A 17,120-nucleotide genomic window follows, 5' to 3' on the forward strand; every position below is an offset into this window, starting at 1 on the left:
TATAAAAGATGTGTTATATGTTTTGTAAATTTGAGTCTCGTGTAGTTCAGGAGAAAAGATTTGTCCCGCAAAAACTATTTATTTACCAGTGAGTCTGTTTCCGAAGGGCACCCCGACAAGGTGGCGGACTATATTTCTGATTCCATTCTCGATCGTTATCTGGCCGAAGCGCCGGAATCACGGGTGGCGCTGGAAACTTTGGTGACCACTAATCGGGTGGTGCTGGCGGGGGAAGTCCGAGGACCGGAAACCATCACCCCTGAAGTTCTGGAGGAGGTCGCCCGTAAGGCGGTGCGCCAAATCGGCTATGACCAGAACGGTTTCCATTGGGAGAATCTGGAGGTTGACTGTTATGTTCATGAACAGTCCGCCGATATCGCCCAGGGTGTGGATGCAGCCGAAAATAAGGAAGAAGGGGCCGGCGATCAGGGCATCATGTTCGGATATGCCACCAATGAAACACCGGTCTATATGCCGGCGCCGATCTATTATGCCCACCTTATTCTGCGTTCCCTGGCCGAAGCCCGGCATAACGGCACGGCGCCGGAACTGCAGCCGGACGCCAAAAGCCAGGTAACCCTGAAATTTGAAAATGGTGTTCCGGTAGGAGCCCAATCCATTGTAGTCTCGACCCAGCATCGTCCGGATGTGTCGCAGGAACGGGTGCATGAGATTGTGCGGGCGCATATCGAAAAAACCCTGCCGGCAGGCTGGATGTGCCCGGAAGAGGAGCTGTATATCAACCCCACGGGGAAATTTGTGATTGGCGGTCCGGATGGTGATGCGGGTCTGACCGGCCGTAAAATCATCGTGGATACCTATGGGGGTGCCGCGCCGCATGGGGGCGGGGCATTCTCCGGCAAGGATCCGACCAAGGTGGACCGCTCGGCGGCCTATGCCGCGCGCTATCTGGCCAAAAATGTGGTGGCGGCGGGGCTGGCCGAACGCTGCACTATCCAGCTGTCTTATGCCATCGGCATTTCCAAGCCCCTGTCATTGTATGTGGACCTGCATGACACCGGTCGCGTGGATCCGGAGCGCCTGGAAAAGATTCTGGGCGAGGTCATGGATCTCAGGCCCAGCGGCATCCGCGAACATCTGGGGTTGAACAGACCGATTTACGCCCGGACGGCCGCCTATGGGCATTTTGGCCGCGAACCGGAGGCCGACGGTGGTTTTTCCTGGGAAAAAACCGACCTGGTCGAGGTGCTGAAAAAACAATTCTGATCCCTGCCTTAGGTCCCAAAGGGCTTAGGGGGTATTGTAACGAGGGTGACTCAATTCACTCTGGCTATGGACAAAAAGGCGCATGGTCCTTATATGGGGGCCATGCGTGATCTGGAACATATCAAAAGCAGCCGGATTTATGGGCGGAGGCAGGGCAAACCCCTGAAACCTTCCAGCCAGCGGCGCCTGGAAGAATGGTTGCCCAGGCTGCAACTTTCAAAACCGGAAAGCGGGGCTTCTCTGGACCCCGCGGAATATTTTGACCGGCCATATGACGGCTATACCCTGGAAATCGGTTTCGGTAAGGGGGAGCATCTGGCCTGGCAGGCGACTCATTGTCCCGACTGGGGGCATATTGGCTGCGAACCTTTTCTGAATGGTGTATCGGGTCTGGTAGATAAGGTGGTGCAGGAGCGGCTCGAAAATGTGCGTATTTTCATGGATGATGCCCGCCTGCTGATGGGCGGCCTCAGGGACCAGTGCCTGGACCGGGCATATATCCTGTTCCCCGATCCGTGGCCGAAAAAACGTCATCACAAACGCCGGGTGATTAACCCCGGTAACATCCGGGAACTGGCCCGATTGCTGAAATGCGGAGCGGAGTTGCGCATCGCGACAGATCACCGGGATTATTGCCGCTGGATTTTGTCGCATATGTTGCAGAGCGAGGCGTTCGACTGGTTAGCCGAAGGTCCGGCGGACTGGCACCGGCGGCCTGATGACTGGCCACCCACCCGTTATGAACAAAAAGCTTTGGAGCAGGGTCGACGCAGCACCTATCTCAGATTTATCCGCAAACCCCACCGGCAATAAGGGGCGGTGACAGGCGGCTCGTTCCGTGTCCGGCATGGCTGCGGTCGGGCGGGAAAAAGCACTTGAAGTTCAGGAATATTCGGCTATATATATAGCAACCGAATCACTTGAATTTTTGAGGTGCGGGCAAGTGGATCACTGCCTGCATTTTTATTTTCAAGACGGTTGTTTTGTGTTCAGGCGAGTGATTGGCGAAGCGGAAAACTCCGCCCTGATGGTTCCGTCCCGGTCCTGGGGCAGAAAAAGCAGGATTGGAACAAAGATGATCTCCGGCGTGACAGATAAAATTACCGAAATCATCAGCCCGGTTTGCACGGCGATGGGATATGAGCTGGTACGCATCCAGATGCAAAGCGGGCCGCGGGGTGTGCCGGTTTTGCAGATTATGGCGGAGCGTCCCGATGGCACCATGCGGGTTGAGGATTGCGAAGCGCTCAGCCGGGAAATTTCCGTGCTTCTGGATGTGGAAGATCCGATTGCGGGAGAGTATACTCTGGAGGTAAGTTCCCCCGGCATTGATCGGCCGCTGACCCGGCCGAAGGATTTTGTCACCTATGCCGGCCATCTGGTTAAATTTCAGTTGTCCGTGCCGGTTGACGGCCACCGGCGGTTCAAGGCGATGTTGCGGGGGATGACGGAAAGCCTTGTCCAGGTGGACATTGATGGTGAGCCGCTGGAGTTTGACTTTGATAATATTCAGAAAGCCAAGCTCGTCATGACGGACGAATTGTTGAAACAAGCGCTGGCTAAAGACTGAAGGTCAAAACAGGGTGCAGGCAGGCGCAGAGCCAGAAAAGATGAAACAAAAGATGACACAGAATATATCAACTCAAGGTGAAAAGGTCCGGCGGGCCGGAGAGGGCCGGACGGGCAAAGCGGAGTTCATGGAATGACGACAGCAGTGAGTGCCAACAGGCTTGAATTGTTGCAGATCGCGGATGCAGTGGCGCGGGACAAGACTATTGACCGGGATATTGTTCTGGAGGCAATGGAAGAAGCCATTCAGAAAGCCGCCCGCTCGCGATATGGGGCGGAGAACGAGATCAAGGCACATATTGATCGCAAGACCGGCGCCATTAAACTTTACCGGGTGCTGGAGGTGGTGGAAAATGTGGAGAATCACGCCACGCAGATCAGCCTTGAAGATGCCAGAGTCAATAAGGAAGACGCCCAGATTGGCGATATGCTGGCGGATGAATTGCCGCCCATAGATTTTGGCCGGGTCGCGGCCCAGACAGCGAAACAGGTGATTGTGCAGAAAGTTCGGGATGCCGAGCGGGCGCGTCAGTATGAGGAATACAAGGACCGGGTCGGGGAAATCATCAGCGGCGTGGTCAAGAGAGTGGAATACGGTAACGCCATTGTGGATATTGGCCATGCCGAAGCCATTATCCGCCGGGATCAGATGATTCCGCGTGAGCATATCCGGAATGGCGAGCGGGTCCGGGCTTATATTATGGATGTGCGCCGCGAACCGCGCGGGCCCCAGGTTTTTCTCTCCCGTACTCATCCCGAATTTATGGCCCGCCTGTTTGCTCAGGAAGTTCCAGAAATCTATGATGGCGTGATTGAGATCAAGGCGGTCAGCCGTGATCCGGGAAGCCGGGCCAAGATCGCCGTCTATAGTACTGACCCCAGCATTGACCCTGTGGGGGCCTGCGTCGGCATGCGGGGCAGCCGGGTACAGGCGGTGGTCAATGAGTTGCAGGGGGAAAAGATTGATATCATCCAGTGGTCCCCCGATATCGCTACCTTTATCGTCAGCGCCCTGGCGCCTGCCAATGTATCCAAGGTGGTTGTGGACGAGGATAAGCAGCGCATTGAGGTTGTTGTCCCCGAGGACCAGCTCAGTCTCGCCATTGGGCGACGCGGCCAGAATGTGCGGCTGGCGTCGCAGCTGGTGGACTGGCAGGTGGATATTCTGACCGAAGCCGACGAATCCGAACGTCGCCAGGCGGAATATAAACAGCGGGCCGATTTGTTCCGCGAGGCCCTGGATGTGGATGACACGCTGGCGTTGCTGCTGGTATCCGAAGGTTTCAGCACGCTGGAGGAAGTGGCTTATGTGGCACCGGAAGAGTTTGCCGGTATCGAAGGGTTTGACGAAGAACTTGTGGAAGAGTTGCAGAACCGGGCCCGGGAAGCGCTGACAGCGCGTGAGCAGGAGGCGGAAGTGCGCCGCAAGGAACTTGGCGTTGAGGACGAACTGGCGGCGCTTGAAGGGTTGAATGGGCCGATGCTGGTGACTCTCGGGGAAGCCGGGATCAAGACCCTTGATGATCTGGGCGATCTGTCGGCTGATGAACTGATCAGCAAGGAAGACGGCATCCTGCGCGACTATGATCTCAGTGAGGACGCCGCCAATGAAATCATCATGGCTGCCCGTGCCCACTGGTTCGAAGATGAAGACCAGAATGAAGACCGGGACGAGACGGCCGATGCCGAAGGAGCCAATGTCGACAGCGACAGCGTAGCATCGACTGACGGATCCAAGGCCGAATAATAACGGGGCAAACAGAAGCAGAGGTGGATCAGATCCTTGAGCGGAACCTTACGTGAGCGAAAATGTCTGGTGACAGGCGCACGGCTTCCCTCGGAAAAAATGATCCGTTTTGTTCTGGGGCCTGACAATGTTATTGTCCCCGATGTGGCCGCCAAGTTGCCAGGTCGGGGATGTTGGATCGTTGCCGACAAAGCAGTGGTGGCGGAGGCGGTAGAGGGCCGGCGGTTTACGCGGTTTATCCGGCAGTCAGCCCCGGGGACAGTGTCCGTCACGGTTGCCGAAGAGTTGCCGGACTTGGTGGAACGGCTGTTGAAAAAGAGATGTCTGGATTATCTAGGTTTGTGTAATCGGGCCGGGCATCTGGTCAGCGGGTTTGAAAAAGTCCGCAGTGTTCTGAAAGCCGGAAAGAGCCGGATTCTGGTCACGGCGGCGGATGGTGCGGCGGATGGACGCAGAAAATTGTGTCAGGGTCTTGAGCGATCTGGATCAGATCGCGGATCTGGTCCGGGGCGTGACAAAGGAGATGAAAAGGCGCATAACGGCGGGTATGAAAACCGGGGGATTGAAAAATTACGGGTGATTGATATTTTCTCCCGGGAGGATCTGAGCCAGGCCCTGGGGCTGGAAAATGCGGTGCATGTGGCATTGCTGCCGGGCGGGGTGACGAACAGTTTTTTGCGGGAATGGACGCGGTATGCGGCGTTCCTGGGCAAAATGCAGGATGAGTGATTGTAAGGCGGAACAAAGAATGAGCGACGATAAGGACAACAAAAAAACATTATCAGTTTCAGGGCGCAAAACGTTGCAGCTGAAACCTTCGGCCGGGGCGGCTCCGGCGCGGGGCAGCGGTGGCGTTGTGGTGAAGCGCAAAAAGAAACTGATTTTGAAGCCGGGGGAGACTGCCCCGGCCGAGACAGCTTCTTCCGCTTCTCCCGCAGCCCCAAAAAAGGTTTTGAAAAAACAGGCCGTGCCGAGTGCGAAAAAAGAGGAACCCCGCGATCCAGCCCTGACGGAGAGTGAACGCGAGGCTCGTCTCAGGGCGCTGGAACTGGCCCAGAAAGCCAGTGAGGAAAAGGCCCGCCGCGAAGCGGAAGCCGCGCGGAAACGGGCGATTTTGGAAGCCGCCAAAGCCCAGGAAGAAAAGGAACGCAAGGCGAAAGAGCAGGCCGAAGCGGAAAAAACGCAGGCGGCTGAAGTGACTGCCGAAAGCGGGGGTAAGACCCAGGAAGAGACGGTTGCTCCGGCGCGGGAGGAAGGGCAAGCTGACGTAAAGGCTGAAACCAAAACAGAGGCCACAGCCAGGACGGCGGCCAAGGACGAAGACCAAAAAGCCGGTACGGAAGAAAAGCCGTTCGGAGAAAGACCGGAAAAGCAAAAGGACGCGGCCTCAAAACCTGCCGCTAAAGAGGCGCGCAAAGGGGATGATGATCACGCCCGCCCGGCGCGACCCGCGCCGAAAAAGGCGGCGGAATTTGTGGAACGGGATGAGGTCAAGAGCAGACCCCCCCATAAACCGGTTAAAAGCCGTGGTGAGCCGCGCCGACGCAGTGGTAAGTTGACCGTGACTCAGGCCTTGGGTGATGGGGATATGGAAACCCGTCAACGCTCGTTGGCTTCGCTGAAACGGGCCCAGGCGAAACAGAAACGTTTGGCCGGGCAGCAGCAGAAACAGGCGCAGAAAGTCTATCGCGAAGTTGTTGTCCCGGATTTCATTACGGTTCAGGAACTGGCGAACCGGATGACTGAAAAAGCGTCAGATGTGATTAAGGCGCTGATGAAAATGGGGGTCATGGCAACTATCAACCAGACCATTGATCAGGATACGGCGGAACTTATTGTGGAAGAATTTGGGCATACGGTAAAACGGGTTAGCGAGTCTGATGTGGAAATGGATTTGCAGGGACCGGAAGATAAGGAAGAAGATATGCTGCCCCGGCCACCGGTGGTGACCGTGATGGGGCATGTGGATCATGGGAAAACCTCCATTCTGGATGCCTTGCGCAAAACCGATGTGGCGGCGGGTGAGGCTGGGGGCATCACCCAGCATATCGGGGCGTACCAGGTCAAGCTTGCCGACGGGGCGCGCATCACCTTTCTGGATACGCCCGGTCACGCGGCCTTTTCCGCCATGCGGTCCCGCGGAGCACAGGTGACGGATATTGTGGTCCTGGTGGTGGCAGCCGATGATGGCATCATGCCGCAAACGATCGAGGCCATCAGCCACGCCAAGGCGGCGGACGTGCCGATCATTGTCGCCATCAACAAGATCGACAAACCGGAAGCCAATCCGGACAAGGTGCGCCAGGATCTTTTGCAGCATGAAGTGTTTGTGGAAAAGATGGGCGGTGAGGTACTGGATGTGGAGGTTTCCGCGAAAACCGGCCTTAATCTGGACAAGCTGGAAGAAGCGATTCTGTTGCAGGCCGAAATTCTGGATCTCAAGGCCAACCCGAACCGGGATGCGGAAGGGATTGTGGTCGAAGCCAAGCTGGACAAGGGACGCGGCCCGGTAGCAACGGTACTTGTCAAACGCGGCACCCTGAGGGTGGGGGATGTGTTTGTTGCCGGCAGTGAATGGGGGCGGGTTCGAGCCTTGGTCAATGAACGAGGGCAGCAGTTGAAGGAGGCGGGCCCCTCTACGCCGGTGGAAATTCTGGGGCTGCAAGGTACGCCGGAGGCCGGGGATGAAATGGTTGTGGTGGAAAATGAAGCCAAGGCCCGTGATGTCTCCGAATTCCGGTCCCGCCAGAAGAAGGAAAAACAGTCGGCTGTTCCGAAAGCCAGCTTGGAAGCCATGTTCAGCAAATTGGCCGAAAAGGAAGCGGCCAGTGTACCGGTGGTGATCAAGGCGGATGTGCAGGGCTCGGTGGAAGCCATTAGCGGGGCGCTGGAGAATCTGTCCACCGATGAAGTCAGGGCCCATGTGCTGCATGCGGCAGTGGGCGGCATTTCCGAAACCGATGTGCAGCTCGCCGCGGCGTCCTCGGCGCCGATTCTGGGCTTTAACGTGCGTGCAAGCCGCCAGGCGGCGGCGCTGGCTCAGCAGGAAGGTGTGGAAATCCGCTATTATTCAGTGATTTACGACCTTGTGGATGATATGAAAGCCGTTATGAGCGGCCTGTTGGCGCCTGAGCTGAAGGAAAAAATCATCGGTACGGCGGAAATCCTGGAAGTCTTTTCCGCGGGTAAGGCGGGCAAGGCGGCCGGTTGTCTGGTCACTGACGGCGTGGTGCGGCGCGGCGCCAAGGCGCGGCTGCTCAGGGATGACGTGGTGATTTACGAAGGTGACCTGGGATCGCTGCGGCGGTTTAAGGACGATGTCAAGGAAGTCAAGGCCGGGACCGAATGCGGCATGAACTTTGAGAATTACAACGATCTCAAAAAAGGCGATATTATCGAATGTTATGAGGTCCAGGAAGTCAACCGCGAACTTTAACAACAGTTTCGGATCTTCGGCCCCTTGTGGTAGACTGATGTCTATGCAGTAGACGGATGTCTGGCTTGGGGGCCGTCGTTCTTTGAGGTGAAAGTCATGTCCAGATCATCACATTTCGACGATGAGCGTGGCGGGGGGCACCGCTTGCTCCGGGTGGGGGAAAATATACGTCATGCCTTGGCCGGTATTCTGTCCCGGGAGGATCTTCAGGATCCGGATCTCGAAGGCGTCTCCATTACTGTTACTGAAGTGCGGTGCAGCCCTGATTTGCGCAATGCAACGGTCTATATCATGCCGTTGGGGGGCAATGGCGAGCAGGAAGTGGCCGATGCGCTTAACCGGTGCAGCCGGTTTCTGCGGGGGCAACTGTCCCGCCAGGTGCGCATGAAATATCTGCCTCGGCTGAAATTCATCGTTGACGCAAGTTTTGGTGAGGCCGATCACATCGAACGGTTGTTGCACAGTCCCAAAGTGGCCCAGGATCTGGAACGCCGGGATGACCGTGACGAAGAGGACCGATAAGGCGTGGGCAGAAGTGATCAGGGCGGACGTGGTCAGCGAAAGCGCAAGGGCGTCAAGATTGACGGTTGGGTGGTGATTGACAAACCCTTGGGGCTTACCTCCACCCAGGTTGTAGGGCGGGTGCGCCGCCTGACAGGGGCGGCCAAGCTGGGACATGGAGGCACGCTGGACCCGTTGGCCTCTGGCGTTCTGCCCATTGCGTTGGGGGAGGCGACCAAAACCATTCCCTTTATTATGGAAGCCCGCAAAACCTATCATTTTACGGTGCGCTGGGGACAGGATCGCAATACGGACGATGCGGAAGGCGAGGTGGTGGCGACAAGCGCCCATCGGCCGTCACCTGAGGATATCGAGGCGGCCTTGCCGGCCTTTCATGGTGTGATCATGCAGCGCCCGCCGGCCTTTTCCGCCATCAAAGTGGCGGGACAGAGAGCCTATGACCTGGCGCGACGGGGGGAAGAGGTCACCTTGCCGGCCCGGGAAGTGGAAATATTTGCTCTGCGCCTGCTTGAGGCCGCCACAGAGGAGGCGCGGTTCGAGGTTGAATGCGGTAAAGGCACCTATGTGCGCGCCCTCGCCCGGGATTTGGCACATTCGCTGGGCACCTGCGGGTATGTTTCACATCTTAGGCGCACCAAAGTGGGGCCATTTGGACTGGATCGGTCGATTTCTCTGGATAAACTGGAAAAATTGGTTCATAGTGCGCCGCACAGGGACTGGAGTCTCGCTGTGGAGACCGTGCTGGACGACATCTTGGCACTGGCCGTAACAGCGGGGGATGCCCGCCGCCTCAGTCAGGGGCAGAGCATCCGGGTTCCTGACCGCCGGCAGGGGCTGGTTCGGATTATGCATGAGGATAAACTCGTGGCGTTGGCCGAACTGAAACAGGGCCTTCTGAAGCCGGTACGGGTGTTTAATTTATGATTGAATGGAGTACACGATGTCGATTACTGCAGAAAAAAAACAGGAACTGATCAAGGAATTCGCCACAAGCGAAGGGGATACCGGGTCTCCGGAAGTGCAGGTTGCACTTCTGACTGAAAGAATTGTCAATCTGACAGAACATTTTAAAACTCACGCGAAAGACAATCATTCCCGCCGTGGTCTGCTGATGCTGGTGAATAAACGCCGACGTCTGCTTGATTACCTGAAAAAAACGGATATGGAGCGTTATCAGTCGCTGATCAAGCGTCTGGGGCTGCGTAAATAATAATAACCGGAAGGGCGTTCTCATTGGGAGGGCGTCCTACCGGCCGGGTCCGATTCATGTCAGGGCCCGATACAGGATAGAGAAGATACAGAACAGGGTACGGCCATAGGGGCCGTGTCAGGATATTTGGGGGGACTGGCGGATCGGCCGCTGGATCCCGTCCGGGTATCGCTAAGAAGGTTAGAACTGGAATATGTTTGATATACATCGTAAAGAAATAATGTGGGGCGGACGCCCTCTGATCCTGGAAACAGGACATTTTGCCCGTCAAGCGGACGGGGCCGTCATGGTGACTTATGGGGAAACAACAGTACTGTCAACGGCCGTGGGAGCGAAAAAAGCCAACCCTGCCATCGACTTTTTTCCGCTCACTGTAAATTATCAGGAAAGAACCTATTCCGCCGGGAAAATCCCGGGCGGATTTTTTAAACGTGAAGGCCGTCCCAGTGAGGCGGAAACTCTGATTTCCCGCCTGATCGATCGCCCGATCCGGCCGCTTTTTGTCAAAGGATACAAGAACGAGACCCAGGTTGTGGCCACGGTTATGGGGTATGACCTTGAAAATCAGAGCGATATTCCGGCTCTGATTGGTTCAAGCGCGGCGCTGACTTTGTCGGGGCTGCCGTTCCTTGGGCCCATTGCAGCGGCCCGGGTGGGGTATATTGACGGGGAATATGTGCTTAACCCGACCGTGCCGCAGATGGAAAATTCCGCTCTGGACCTGGTGGTTGCCGGGACCCGCGATGCGGTTCTGATGGTGGAATCCCAGGCCAGCGAACTGAGCGAGGAAGTGATGCTCGGGGCGGTGATGTTCGGCCATGAGCAGATGCAGCCCGTGATTGAGGCCATTATCGAAATGGCGGAAGTGGCCGCCAAGGACCCCATGGAACTGCCTGAACCGGAAGATCATTCCGAACTGATCGCCAAGATTCGTGACATGGCGGAAGCCGATCTGCGCGCGGCCTACAAGGAAACCGTAAAACAGGTCCGCACCACCAAAGTGGCCGAAATCAAGGATCGGGTGAAAGAGGCCTTTGTGCCGGAAGGCGACGATGCCCAGGCTCTTCTGGTCGGCGACATTCTCAAGGATCTTGAGAAAGACATTGTGCGTGGCGACATTCTGAAAACCAAAAAACGCATCGACGGCAGGGATCTGGATACGGTGCGACCTATTGCTTCGGAAGTGAATGTGCTGCCCCGCACCCACGGGTCTGCCCTGTTCACCCGCGGCGAAACACAGGCGTTGTGTGTCGCCACCCTGGGCACCGGTGATGACGAACAGTTGATTGATGCCCTGGAAGGATCTTATAAGGAATCCTTCATGCTGCATTACAACTTTCCGCCCTATTCCGTGGGGGAAGTGGGGCGCATGGGCGGTGCCGGTCGCCGGGAAATCGGTCATGGGAAGCTGGCCTGGCGGGCGCTGAAGGCCGTTCTGCCGAGCCGGGAGGAATTCCCCTATACCATTCGCCTGGTTTCCGAAATTACCGAATCCAACGGTTCCTCTTCCATGGCGACGGTCTGTGGTTGTTCGCTGGCGATGATGGATGCCGGTGTGCCGATCAGCCGTCCGGTGTCTGGCATTGCCATGGGGCTTATCCTGGAAGGGGATGAGTTTGCCGTGCTGTCCGATATTCTCGGGGATGAAGATCATCTGGGCGATATGGACTTCAAGGTGGCCGGGACGTCCGAAGGGATCACCTCGTTGCAGATGGACATCAAGATTACTGGCATCACCCGGGACATCATGGAAGCGGCCCTGAATCAGGCCAAGGCTGGCCGGGCTCATATCCTGGAAGAAATGAAAAAGGCTCTTTCCGGAGCCCGTACGGAAATCAGCCAGCATGCGCCGCGGATCGAAACCATCCGTATCAACCGCGAAAAAATCCGTGAAGTCATCGGCACCGGGGGTAAGGTGATCCGCGAAATCTGCGAGGTGACCGGCGCCAAGGTGGATATTGAGGATGACGGCACCATCAAGGTGGCGTCCGCAGATGCCAAAGCCATCGAAGCCGCCATCAAGTGGATTCAGGGGATTGCCGCGGAGCCGGAAGTGGGTAAAATTTATGAAGGCAAGGTGGTCAAGACTGTTGACTTTGGCGCTTTTGTGAATTTCCTCGGCAGCCGTGATGGTCTGGTGCATATCAGCGAAATGGCCAATGAACGCGTGAAGCAGGTCACTGACGTTGTCAAGGAAGGCGATGTGGTCAAAGTCAAGGTTCTGGGGATTGACGACCGCGGCAAGGTACGCCTCAGCATGCGGGCGGTAGACCAGGAAACGGGACAGGATTTGTCGGCGTAAAAGTCAGGCTTGTCCGGTGTTCTGTCCGTAACTGTAACATTTTGAAAAGGGGCGTCTTGTTCTTGTATCTTTGGGTCATATACCCATATTATGGATAGAGAACGGCGTCCCTTAAGACATGAACCAAAACACCCCAAAACTACCAGGTAAGACACTATCGTTATGAAATCACTTGAGCCGTTAATGATCTCCGGAAAAAGAGTCTTTCCTCTCATTGAAGGCGGAAAGGGCATTTCTGCAACCAATGGAGAAAGCTCTGGCGCCTGGGCGGCGGCCGGCGGCGTGGGCACCGTGTCCTGCGTCAATGCGGACAGCTATGATGAGGATGGCAACGTCATTTCCCAAGTTTATCATGGCAAGACTCGCGCCGAACGCCATCAGGAATTGATTAATTACGGAATCAAGGGCGGCGTAACCCAGATTCAGCGCGCCCATGAGGTTGCCGGCGGCGAGGGTCGTCTGCACATCAATGTACTGTGGGAAATGGGCGGCGCGGAAGCGGTGCTGCATGGGGTTCTGGAAAAAACCAAGGATCTGGTGCATGGCATCACCTGTGGTGCCGGCATGCCCTATCGTCTTAGCGAAATTGCCGCCAAATACGGGGTGTATTACCATCCGATCATCTCTTCGGCTCGGGCTTTCGGGATTCTTTGGAAGCGGGCCTATAAAAAATACGCTGAATGGCTGGGCAGCGTGGTTTATGAAGACCCCTGGCTTGCCGGTGGCCATAACGGGCTGAGCAATGCGGAAGACCCGCGCCAGCCCCAGGATCCCTATCCGCGGGTGGTGGCCCTGCGCAAGGTGATGAACAGTTTCGGCTTGCACAAAGTGCCGATCATCATGGCGGGGGGAGTCTGGTATCTGCGGGACTGGGAAAACTGGATTGATAATCCGGAGATCGGTCCGATTGCCTTTCAATTCGGCACCCGGCCGTTGCTGACCCGGGAAAGCCCGATTCCGCAGAAATGGAAAGATGCCCTGCTGAAGCTGGCCAAGGGAGACATCCTGCTGCACCATTTCAGTCCAACCGGGTTTTATTCTTCTGCCGTACGCAACAGTTTCCTGCGCGATCTGGAGGAGCGCGAACGCCGCCAGATCCGCTTTAGCGCCAAACCGGACCCGGATGAGGGGTACACTTCAGAACTCAGGGTGGGCCGCAAAACCTATTATGTGCGTCCTGAAGATAAGCCGCGAGCCGAAGACTGGATGCTGGCAGGGCATAGCGAGGCCATGAAAACGCCGGATGACACGCTGGTATTTGTCACGCCGGAAAAAGCCGATACCATCCGCCGGGATCAGCGGGAATGTATGGGGTGTCTCAGCGCCTGCAAATTTTCCAATTGGTCAGATAATCCTGAAACCAATTATTCCACGGGGCGCAAGGCGGATCCGCGCAGCTTCTGTATCCAGAAGACCTTGATGGATATTGCCCATGGTGGCAGTACGGAACACAATCTGATGTTTGCCGGTCATTCCGCCTATAATTTCGCGACGGATCCCTTTTATAGTAACGGTTTTATCCCGACAGTGAAACAGCTTGTGGACCGGATCCTGACCGGGGACTGACCTGAGCTGCCCTTCATCACTGTGCGAACCTCACAGGAGACGGGTAGGCCATCCTGTTGGCAGATCATCATCTGGGACAGGGGGCGCCCGTCTGGACGGTTCAAGATGGACGTTTCTTGAAAAAACAGCCTGATTTCTTATTTATTAAGAGATAAGATATATTATAAGCATCGGAACACAGACGTCCGGCCGAACATACGGATCCCCGAGATGATATCATGGCGGAAACAGGCCAGTGTTGGGAAAGTTTGTGGGGAAAGTTTGCCGGAAAAGGTTTGTCAGAGGAGTTTATGAGGGGGTAGGGCGTAGTCCCTGTCCGGATGATAGGGAGCAGTTAAGGGACGGGAGACCAGGGTTGTCAGAAATGAATAAGGAACGGCCATATTCCCAGGCGCTGAACAGGCTGCGAGAAGCGGGCCTACGCCCGACGCGGCAGCGGCTGGTGCTGGCCAAGCTGTTGTTTGATGGGCATGATCGTCATGTCACCGCCGAAATTTTGCATGAGGAAGCTGTCTCTATGGGCGGCAATGTTTCTCTGGCCACGGTGTATAACACCCTTCACCAGTTTACGGATGCGGGGCTGTTGCGGGAGGTCGTAGTGGACTCCGGGCGCACCTATTTTGATACCAACACCACCGATCATCATCATTTTTATTTTGAAACCGATGGCCGTCTTGAAGATGTGCCGGGGGATCAGATCGCCATCACCGCTCTGCCGGAAGTGCCCGCAGGCAAAAAAATATCGCGGGTAGATGTGGTGCTGCATGTGAAGGACGAAACCTGAGCTGGATCAGGGGTCTTTTCCTAGAGTGAATTGTGAAAAGGTCGGCTCAATTCACTCTAAAATTCAGCATGAGCAGTGGGGATGTTTCCGTGCGGGTGTGCGCGGCGCGGGACCTCAGTCAAATTCTTCCCGTTTCAGACAGCCCCAGATGTGATCCTGCGGCACCCAGCCCTTGAATCCCTGAAGTTCCATTCGGCACCAGGCGTTTTCGCATTCCAGAATTTCCCCCAAAACTCCGGCTTCAGCCAATACGGTGACCTCTGAGTCTGGGTCGGGCTTGCGATGGAACGCCTGCCGGTCGGCCAGCACCAGCCCCATGCGCCGGCTGGACAGCAGAGGGCCCCAGATCCACCCGCTGGCGCCTTCCGAATCAATGATTTTGCGCCAGTCGCCATATTCCGCGACCACTTTGACCGGCAGGCCCTTTTTATGAAAGACCCATTTGATGGGGTATTTTTTATCGGGACCAGTGCGTACATTGACCTTGTCGCGCGCCAGGGAGACAAACCTTGGAACCGGATATCCTGATTTGCCAATCACGGTATGTTCCGCCGATCCGGCGGTGGCCTGTACCCCCAGGTTTCCCAGGATCAGCACACAGAACATCACAGTGCCGCTGGTCCGTTTCAGGATATTGACGGCATGCATGATCATGGGGGGCAGAAGATGGGAGACTTTTCCGGGCATCTACGGGTTCTGATTCATTATGTTTAGTGTTGCCACCCTGGGCGGTTTCCTGCCTGATGTTATGTCGTGTTCACCGCTGAGGGTCAAGGCCGAAAAAATGTTTACTCATCAGTAGCATTCCTTGCATCAGACATTTGAAAGTCGCGTTCAGTTCTGCTAGACACATAACAGGAGGAGCCATCTCACACCCCCCTCTCTTAGGGTGAGGGGCTTGGGAGTCGCCTATGACTCTCTGGAGTGACTCTCTGGCTCCAAGGTCGCAAAAATCTAACCGTGGAGTGTCCGGATGACGTCCAGAAAGCCTTTGGTGGTGGTAACCCGTAAACTGCCTGATCCTATTGAAACGCGGATGATGGAACTGTTTGATGTCAGGCTTAATCTGGATGACCATGCCTTTTCCTCTGCGGAAATGATCGAAGCTCTGCAACAGGCCGATGTGCTGGTGCCGACGGTGACGGATCGTCTTGATTCGCGGGTTCTGTCTCAGGCAGGGCCGCAACTGAAACTGATCGCCAATTACGGTGCCGGGGTGGACCATATCGACTTGGCCAGTGCGCGTCAGCGGGGCATTACGGTCACCAATACCCCCGGTGTGCTGACCGAGGATACGGCGGATATGACCATGGCGCTGATGCTGGCCGTGCCGCGGCGGCTGATCGAGGGCGAAAAACTTCTTCAGGCCGGGAACTGGAAGGGCTGGTCGCCCACCGGCATGCTGGGGCGGCGTATCTGGGGCAAGCGACTGGGCATTATTGGTATGGGCCGGATCGGTCAGGCCGTGGCCCGGCGGGCCAAGGCTTTCGGTCTGTCCATTCACTATCATAACCGTCACCGGGTCAGCAGTGAGGTGGAGGAAGAACTGGAAGCGACCTATTGGGAAAGCCTGGACCAGATGCTGGCGCGCATGGATATTATTTCCGTGAACTGTCCGCATACGCCGGCCACCTATCATTTGCTGTCGGCCCGGCGTTTGAAACTGATGCAGAAACACGCCTTTATCATCAACACCTCTCGTGGCGAGGTGATCGACGAGAATGCCCTGATTCGCATGCTGGAAGCCGGGCAGCTTGCCGGGGCGGGGCTGGATGTGTTTGAAAATGAACCGGCAGTCAACCCCAAACTTCTGTCTCTGCCGGGGGTAGTGGCATTGCCGCATATGGGCTCGGCTACCCTGGAAGGCCGGATTGACATGGGCGAAAAGGTACTGATCAATATCAAAACCTTTGCCGACGGGCATAATCCGCCGGACCGGGTATTGGAAGATTGGAGCTGAGTTTAAAGATTACCAGCCGGTGCTATGACGGGGCTCTGACACCCACATTGTGCCTCCCGTATTGTCATAATGGATTGCCGCGCCCGTTCGGGCTTGTGATGATAAAACTCACTCCGGTTCGGGAAAGACCAGGGGCGAAAGGTTCGGTTCCACCCAACCCCGCCGGGCAGCGACGGAAAAAAGCCGCTGTTCTGAGAAATATCGCAACAGGAAATCCTTCTGGCCATAAGGGCCGCTGACCAGTTTATGGCATCCGGACACGAATCCGGTGTCCATAGGCAACCGTTTGATAAAATGCGTGATGGCCTTCAGGTAAGCCTGGGTAATGGTTTCATGATACCCTTCGCTGTCGGAATTAACGACGCCGGTAACGTCATTATAGCGGCGAATGATCCCTGGTAGGGAGTGCTTCAGGTCATCATAAGACTGATGGTGCAAAAGACAATATGTTGCCGCCAGATGTGCGGCATGGGTCCAATCTGTTTTGGGCAGACTGCAGTCCAGGAGCCTGTCGGTCAGGGCATAGATTTCTTCCCGGGTTTTATAGAGATCACTTTTCGTCATCATATTTCCTTTATCGCACAGAAAACATCAGACCGGCCCCACCAAACCTCTGGCTGGTTCAATTCCGCGAAAATTCTGATGTCGGAAGGGATTCAGTACGGGTTCAGCAAGGTCGGGATATCACAGACATTGCTGAGATTGGGCATGAGATTGGGCATGAGATTGGGCAGCAGAAAGCACCCGATCCCATGTCGGGCAAGGAAAGGTATTGCAAAAATGGTATGTCACTATAT

At 56.0% G+C, this 17,120-nt stretch carries 15 protein-coding genes; 13 read left to right on the top strand and 2 right to left on the bottom strand.

Features of this window, described 5'->3' with window-relative positions; translation table 11 throughout:
• Positions 1 to 60: 60 nt before the first annotated feature.
• From metK to irrA, 12 genes are all read left to right on the top strand, one after another.
• Positions 61 to 1,227: a methionine adenosyltransferase gene (gene metK, locus FE788_RS01360; RefSeq protein ID WP_138378953.1), complete on the top strand. Its 1,167-nt coding sequence runs from the start codon at positions 61 to 63 to the stop codon at positions 1,225 to 1,227.
• A gap of 45 nt (positions 1,228 to 1,272) precedes the next feature.
• Positions 1,273 to 2,040, top strand: coding sequence for a tRNA (guanine(46)-N(7))-methyltransferase TrmB (gene trmB / locus FE788_RS01365; protein WP_210414080.1), 768 nt, complete (start codon positions 1,273 to 1,275; stop codon positions 2,038 to 2,040).
• Positions 2,041 to 2,314: 274 nt separating this feature from the next.
• A complete protein-coding gene (gene rimP / locus FE788_RS01370; RefSeq protein WP_210414081.1) occupies positions 2,315 to 2,797 on the top strand; it encodes a ribosome maturation factor RimP in 483 nt (160 codons plus the stop codon).
• Between the two features lie 132 nt (positions 2,798 to 2,929).
• A complete protein-coding gene (gene nusA, locus FE788_RS01375; protein ID WP_138378955.1) occupies positions 2,930 to 4,543 on the top strand; it encodes a transcription termination factor NusA in 1,614 nt (537 codons plus the stop codon).
• A 36-nt stretch (positions 4,544 to 4,579) separates the two neighbouring features.
• Complete coding sequence (locus FE788_RS01380; protein ID WP_138378956.1) at positions 4,580 to 5,272, top strand: DUF448 domain-containing protein; 693 nt, start codon at positions 4,580 to 4,582, stop codon at positions 5,270 to 5,272.
• A 19-nt stretch (positions 5,273 to 5,291) separates the two neighbouring features.
• Positions 5,292 to 7,979 (top strand): translation initiation factor IF-2, encoded by a 2,688-nt coding sequence (gene infB / locus FE788_RS01385; protein WP_138378957.1) that lies wholly within the window; start codon positions 5,292 to 5,294, stop codon positions 7,977 to 7,979.
• A gap of 96 nt (positions 7,980 to 8,075) precedes the next feature.
• Positions 8,076 to 8,501 carry a 30S ribosome-binding factor RbfA gene (rbfA, locus tag FE788_RS01390; RefSeq protein WP_138378958.1) on the top strand — a complete coding sequence of 142 codons (426 nt, stop codon included), beginning with the start codon at positions 8,076 to 8,078 and terminating at the stop codon, positions 8,499 to 8,501.
• 3 nt (positions 8,502 to 8,504) lie between these two features.
• Positions 8,505 to 9,425, top strand: coding sequence for a tRNA pseudouridine(55) synthase TruB (gene truB, locus FE788_RS01395; protein ID WP_138378959.1), 921 nt, complete (start codon positions 8,505 to 8,507; stop codon positions 9,423 to 9,425).
• A gap of 16 nt (positions 9,426 to 9,441) precedes the next feature.
• Positions 9,442 to 9,711: a 30S ribosomal protein S15 gene (rpsO, locus tag FE788_RS01400; RefSeq protein WP_138378960.1), complete on the top strand. Its 270-nt coding sequence runs from the start codon at positions 9,442 to 9,444 to the stop codon at positions 9,709 to 9,711.
• Positions 9,712 to 9,904: 193 nt separating this feature from the next.
• Positions 9,905 to 12,013 carry a polyribonucleotide nucleotidyltransferase gene (gene pnp, locus FE788_RS01405; protein WP_138378961.1) on the top strand — a complete coding sequence of 703 codons (2,109 nt, stop codon included), beginning with the start codon at positions 9,905 to 9,907 and terminating at the stop codon, positions 12,011 to 12,013.
• Positions 12,014 to 12,175: 162 nt separating this feature from the next.
• Positions 12,176 to 13,579, top strand: coding sequence for an NAD(P)H-dependent flavin oxidoreductase (locus FE788_RS01410; protein WP_138378962.1), 1,404 nt, complete (start codon positions 12,176 to 12,178; stop codon positions 13,577 to 13,579).
• 364 nt (positions 13,580 to 13,943) lie between these two features.
• Positions 13,944 to 14,363 carry an iron response transcriptional regulator IrrA gene (irrA, locus tag FE788_RS01415; RefSeq protein ID WP_138378963.1) on the top strand — a complete coding sequence of 140 codons (420 nt, stop codon included), beginning with the start codon at positions 13,944 to 13,946 and terminating at the stop codon, positions 14,361 to 14,363.
• A gap of 114 nt (positions 14,364 to 14,477) precedes the next feature.
• Here irrA and FE788_RS01420 read toward each other — a convergent pair whose 3' ends face one another.
• Positions 14,478 to 15,050, bottom strand: coding sequence for an SH3 domain-containing protein (locus FE788_RS01420; RefSeq protein ID WP_138378964.1), 573 nt, complete (start codon positions 15,048 to 15,050; stop codon positions 14,478 to 14,480).
• 286 nt (positions 15,051 to 15,336) lie between these two features.
• On the opposite strand from FE788_RS01420, the gene FE788_RS01425 reads away from it, so the two are divergent.
• The gene (locus FE788_RS01425; protein ID WP_138378965.1) at positions 15,337 to 16,323 is read left to right on the top strand and encodes a 2-hydroxyacid dehydrogenase; all 987 of its coding nucleotides are present in this window, start codon (positions 15,337 to 15,339) and stop codon (positions 16,321 to 16,323) included.
• Between the two features lie 108 nt (positions 16,324 to 16,431).
• Here FE788_RS01425 and FE788_RS01430 read toward each other — a convergent pair whose 3' ends face one another.
• Complete coding sequence (locus FE788_RS01430; protein ID WP_138378966.1) at positions 16,432 to 16,887, bottom strand: hypothetical protein; 456 nt, start codon at positions 16,885 to 16,887, stop codon at positions 16,432 to 16,434.
• Positions 16,888 to 17,120 lie beyond the last annotated feature (233 nt).

The organism is Luteithermobacter gelatinilyticus (assembly GCF_005849285.1).
Taxonomy (GTDB): Bacteria; Pseudomonadota; Alphaproteobacteria; order Sphingomonadales; family Emcibacteraceae; genus Luteithermobacter; species Luteithermobacter gelatinilyticus.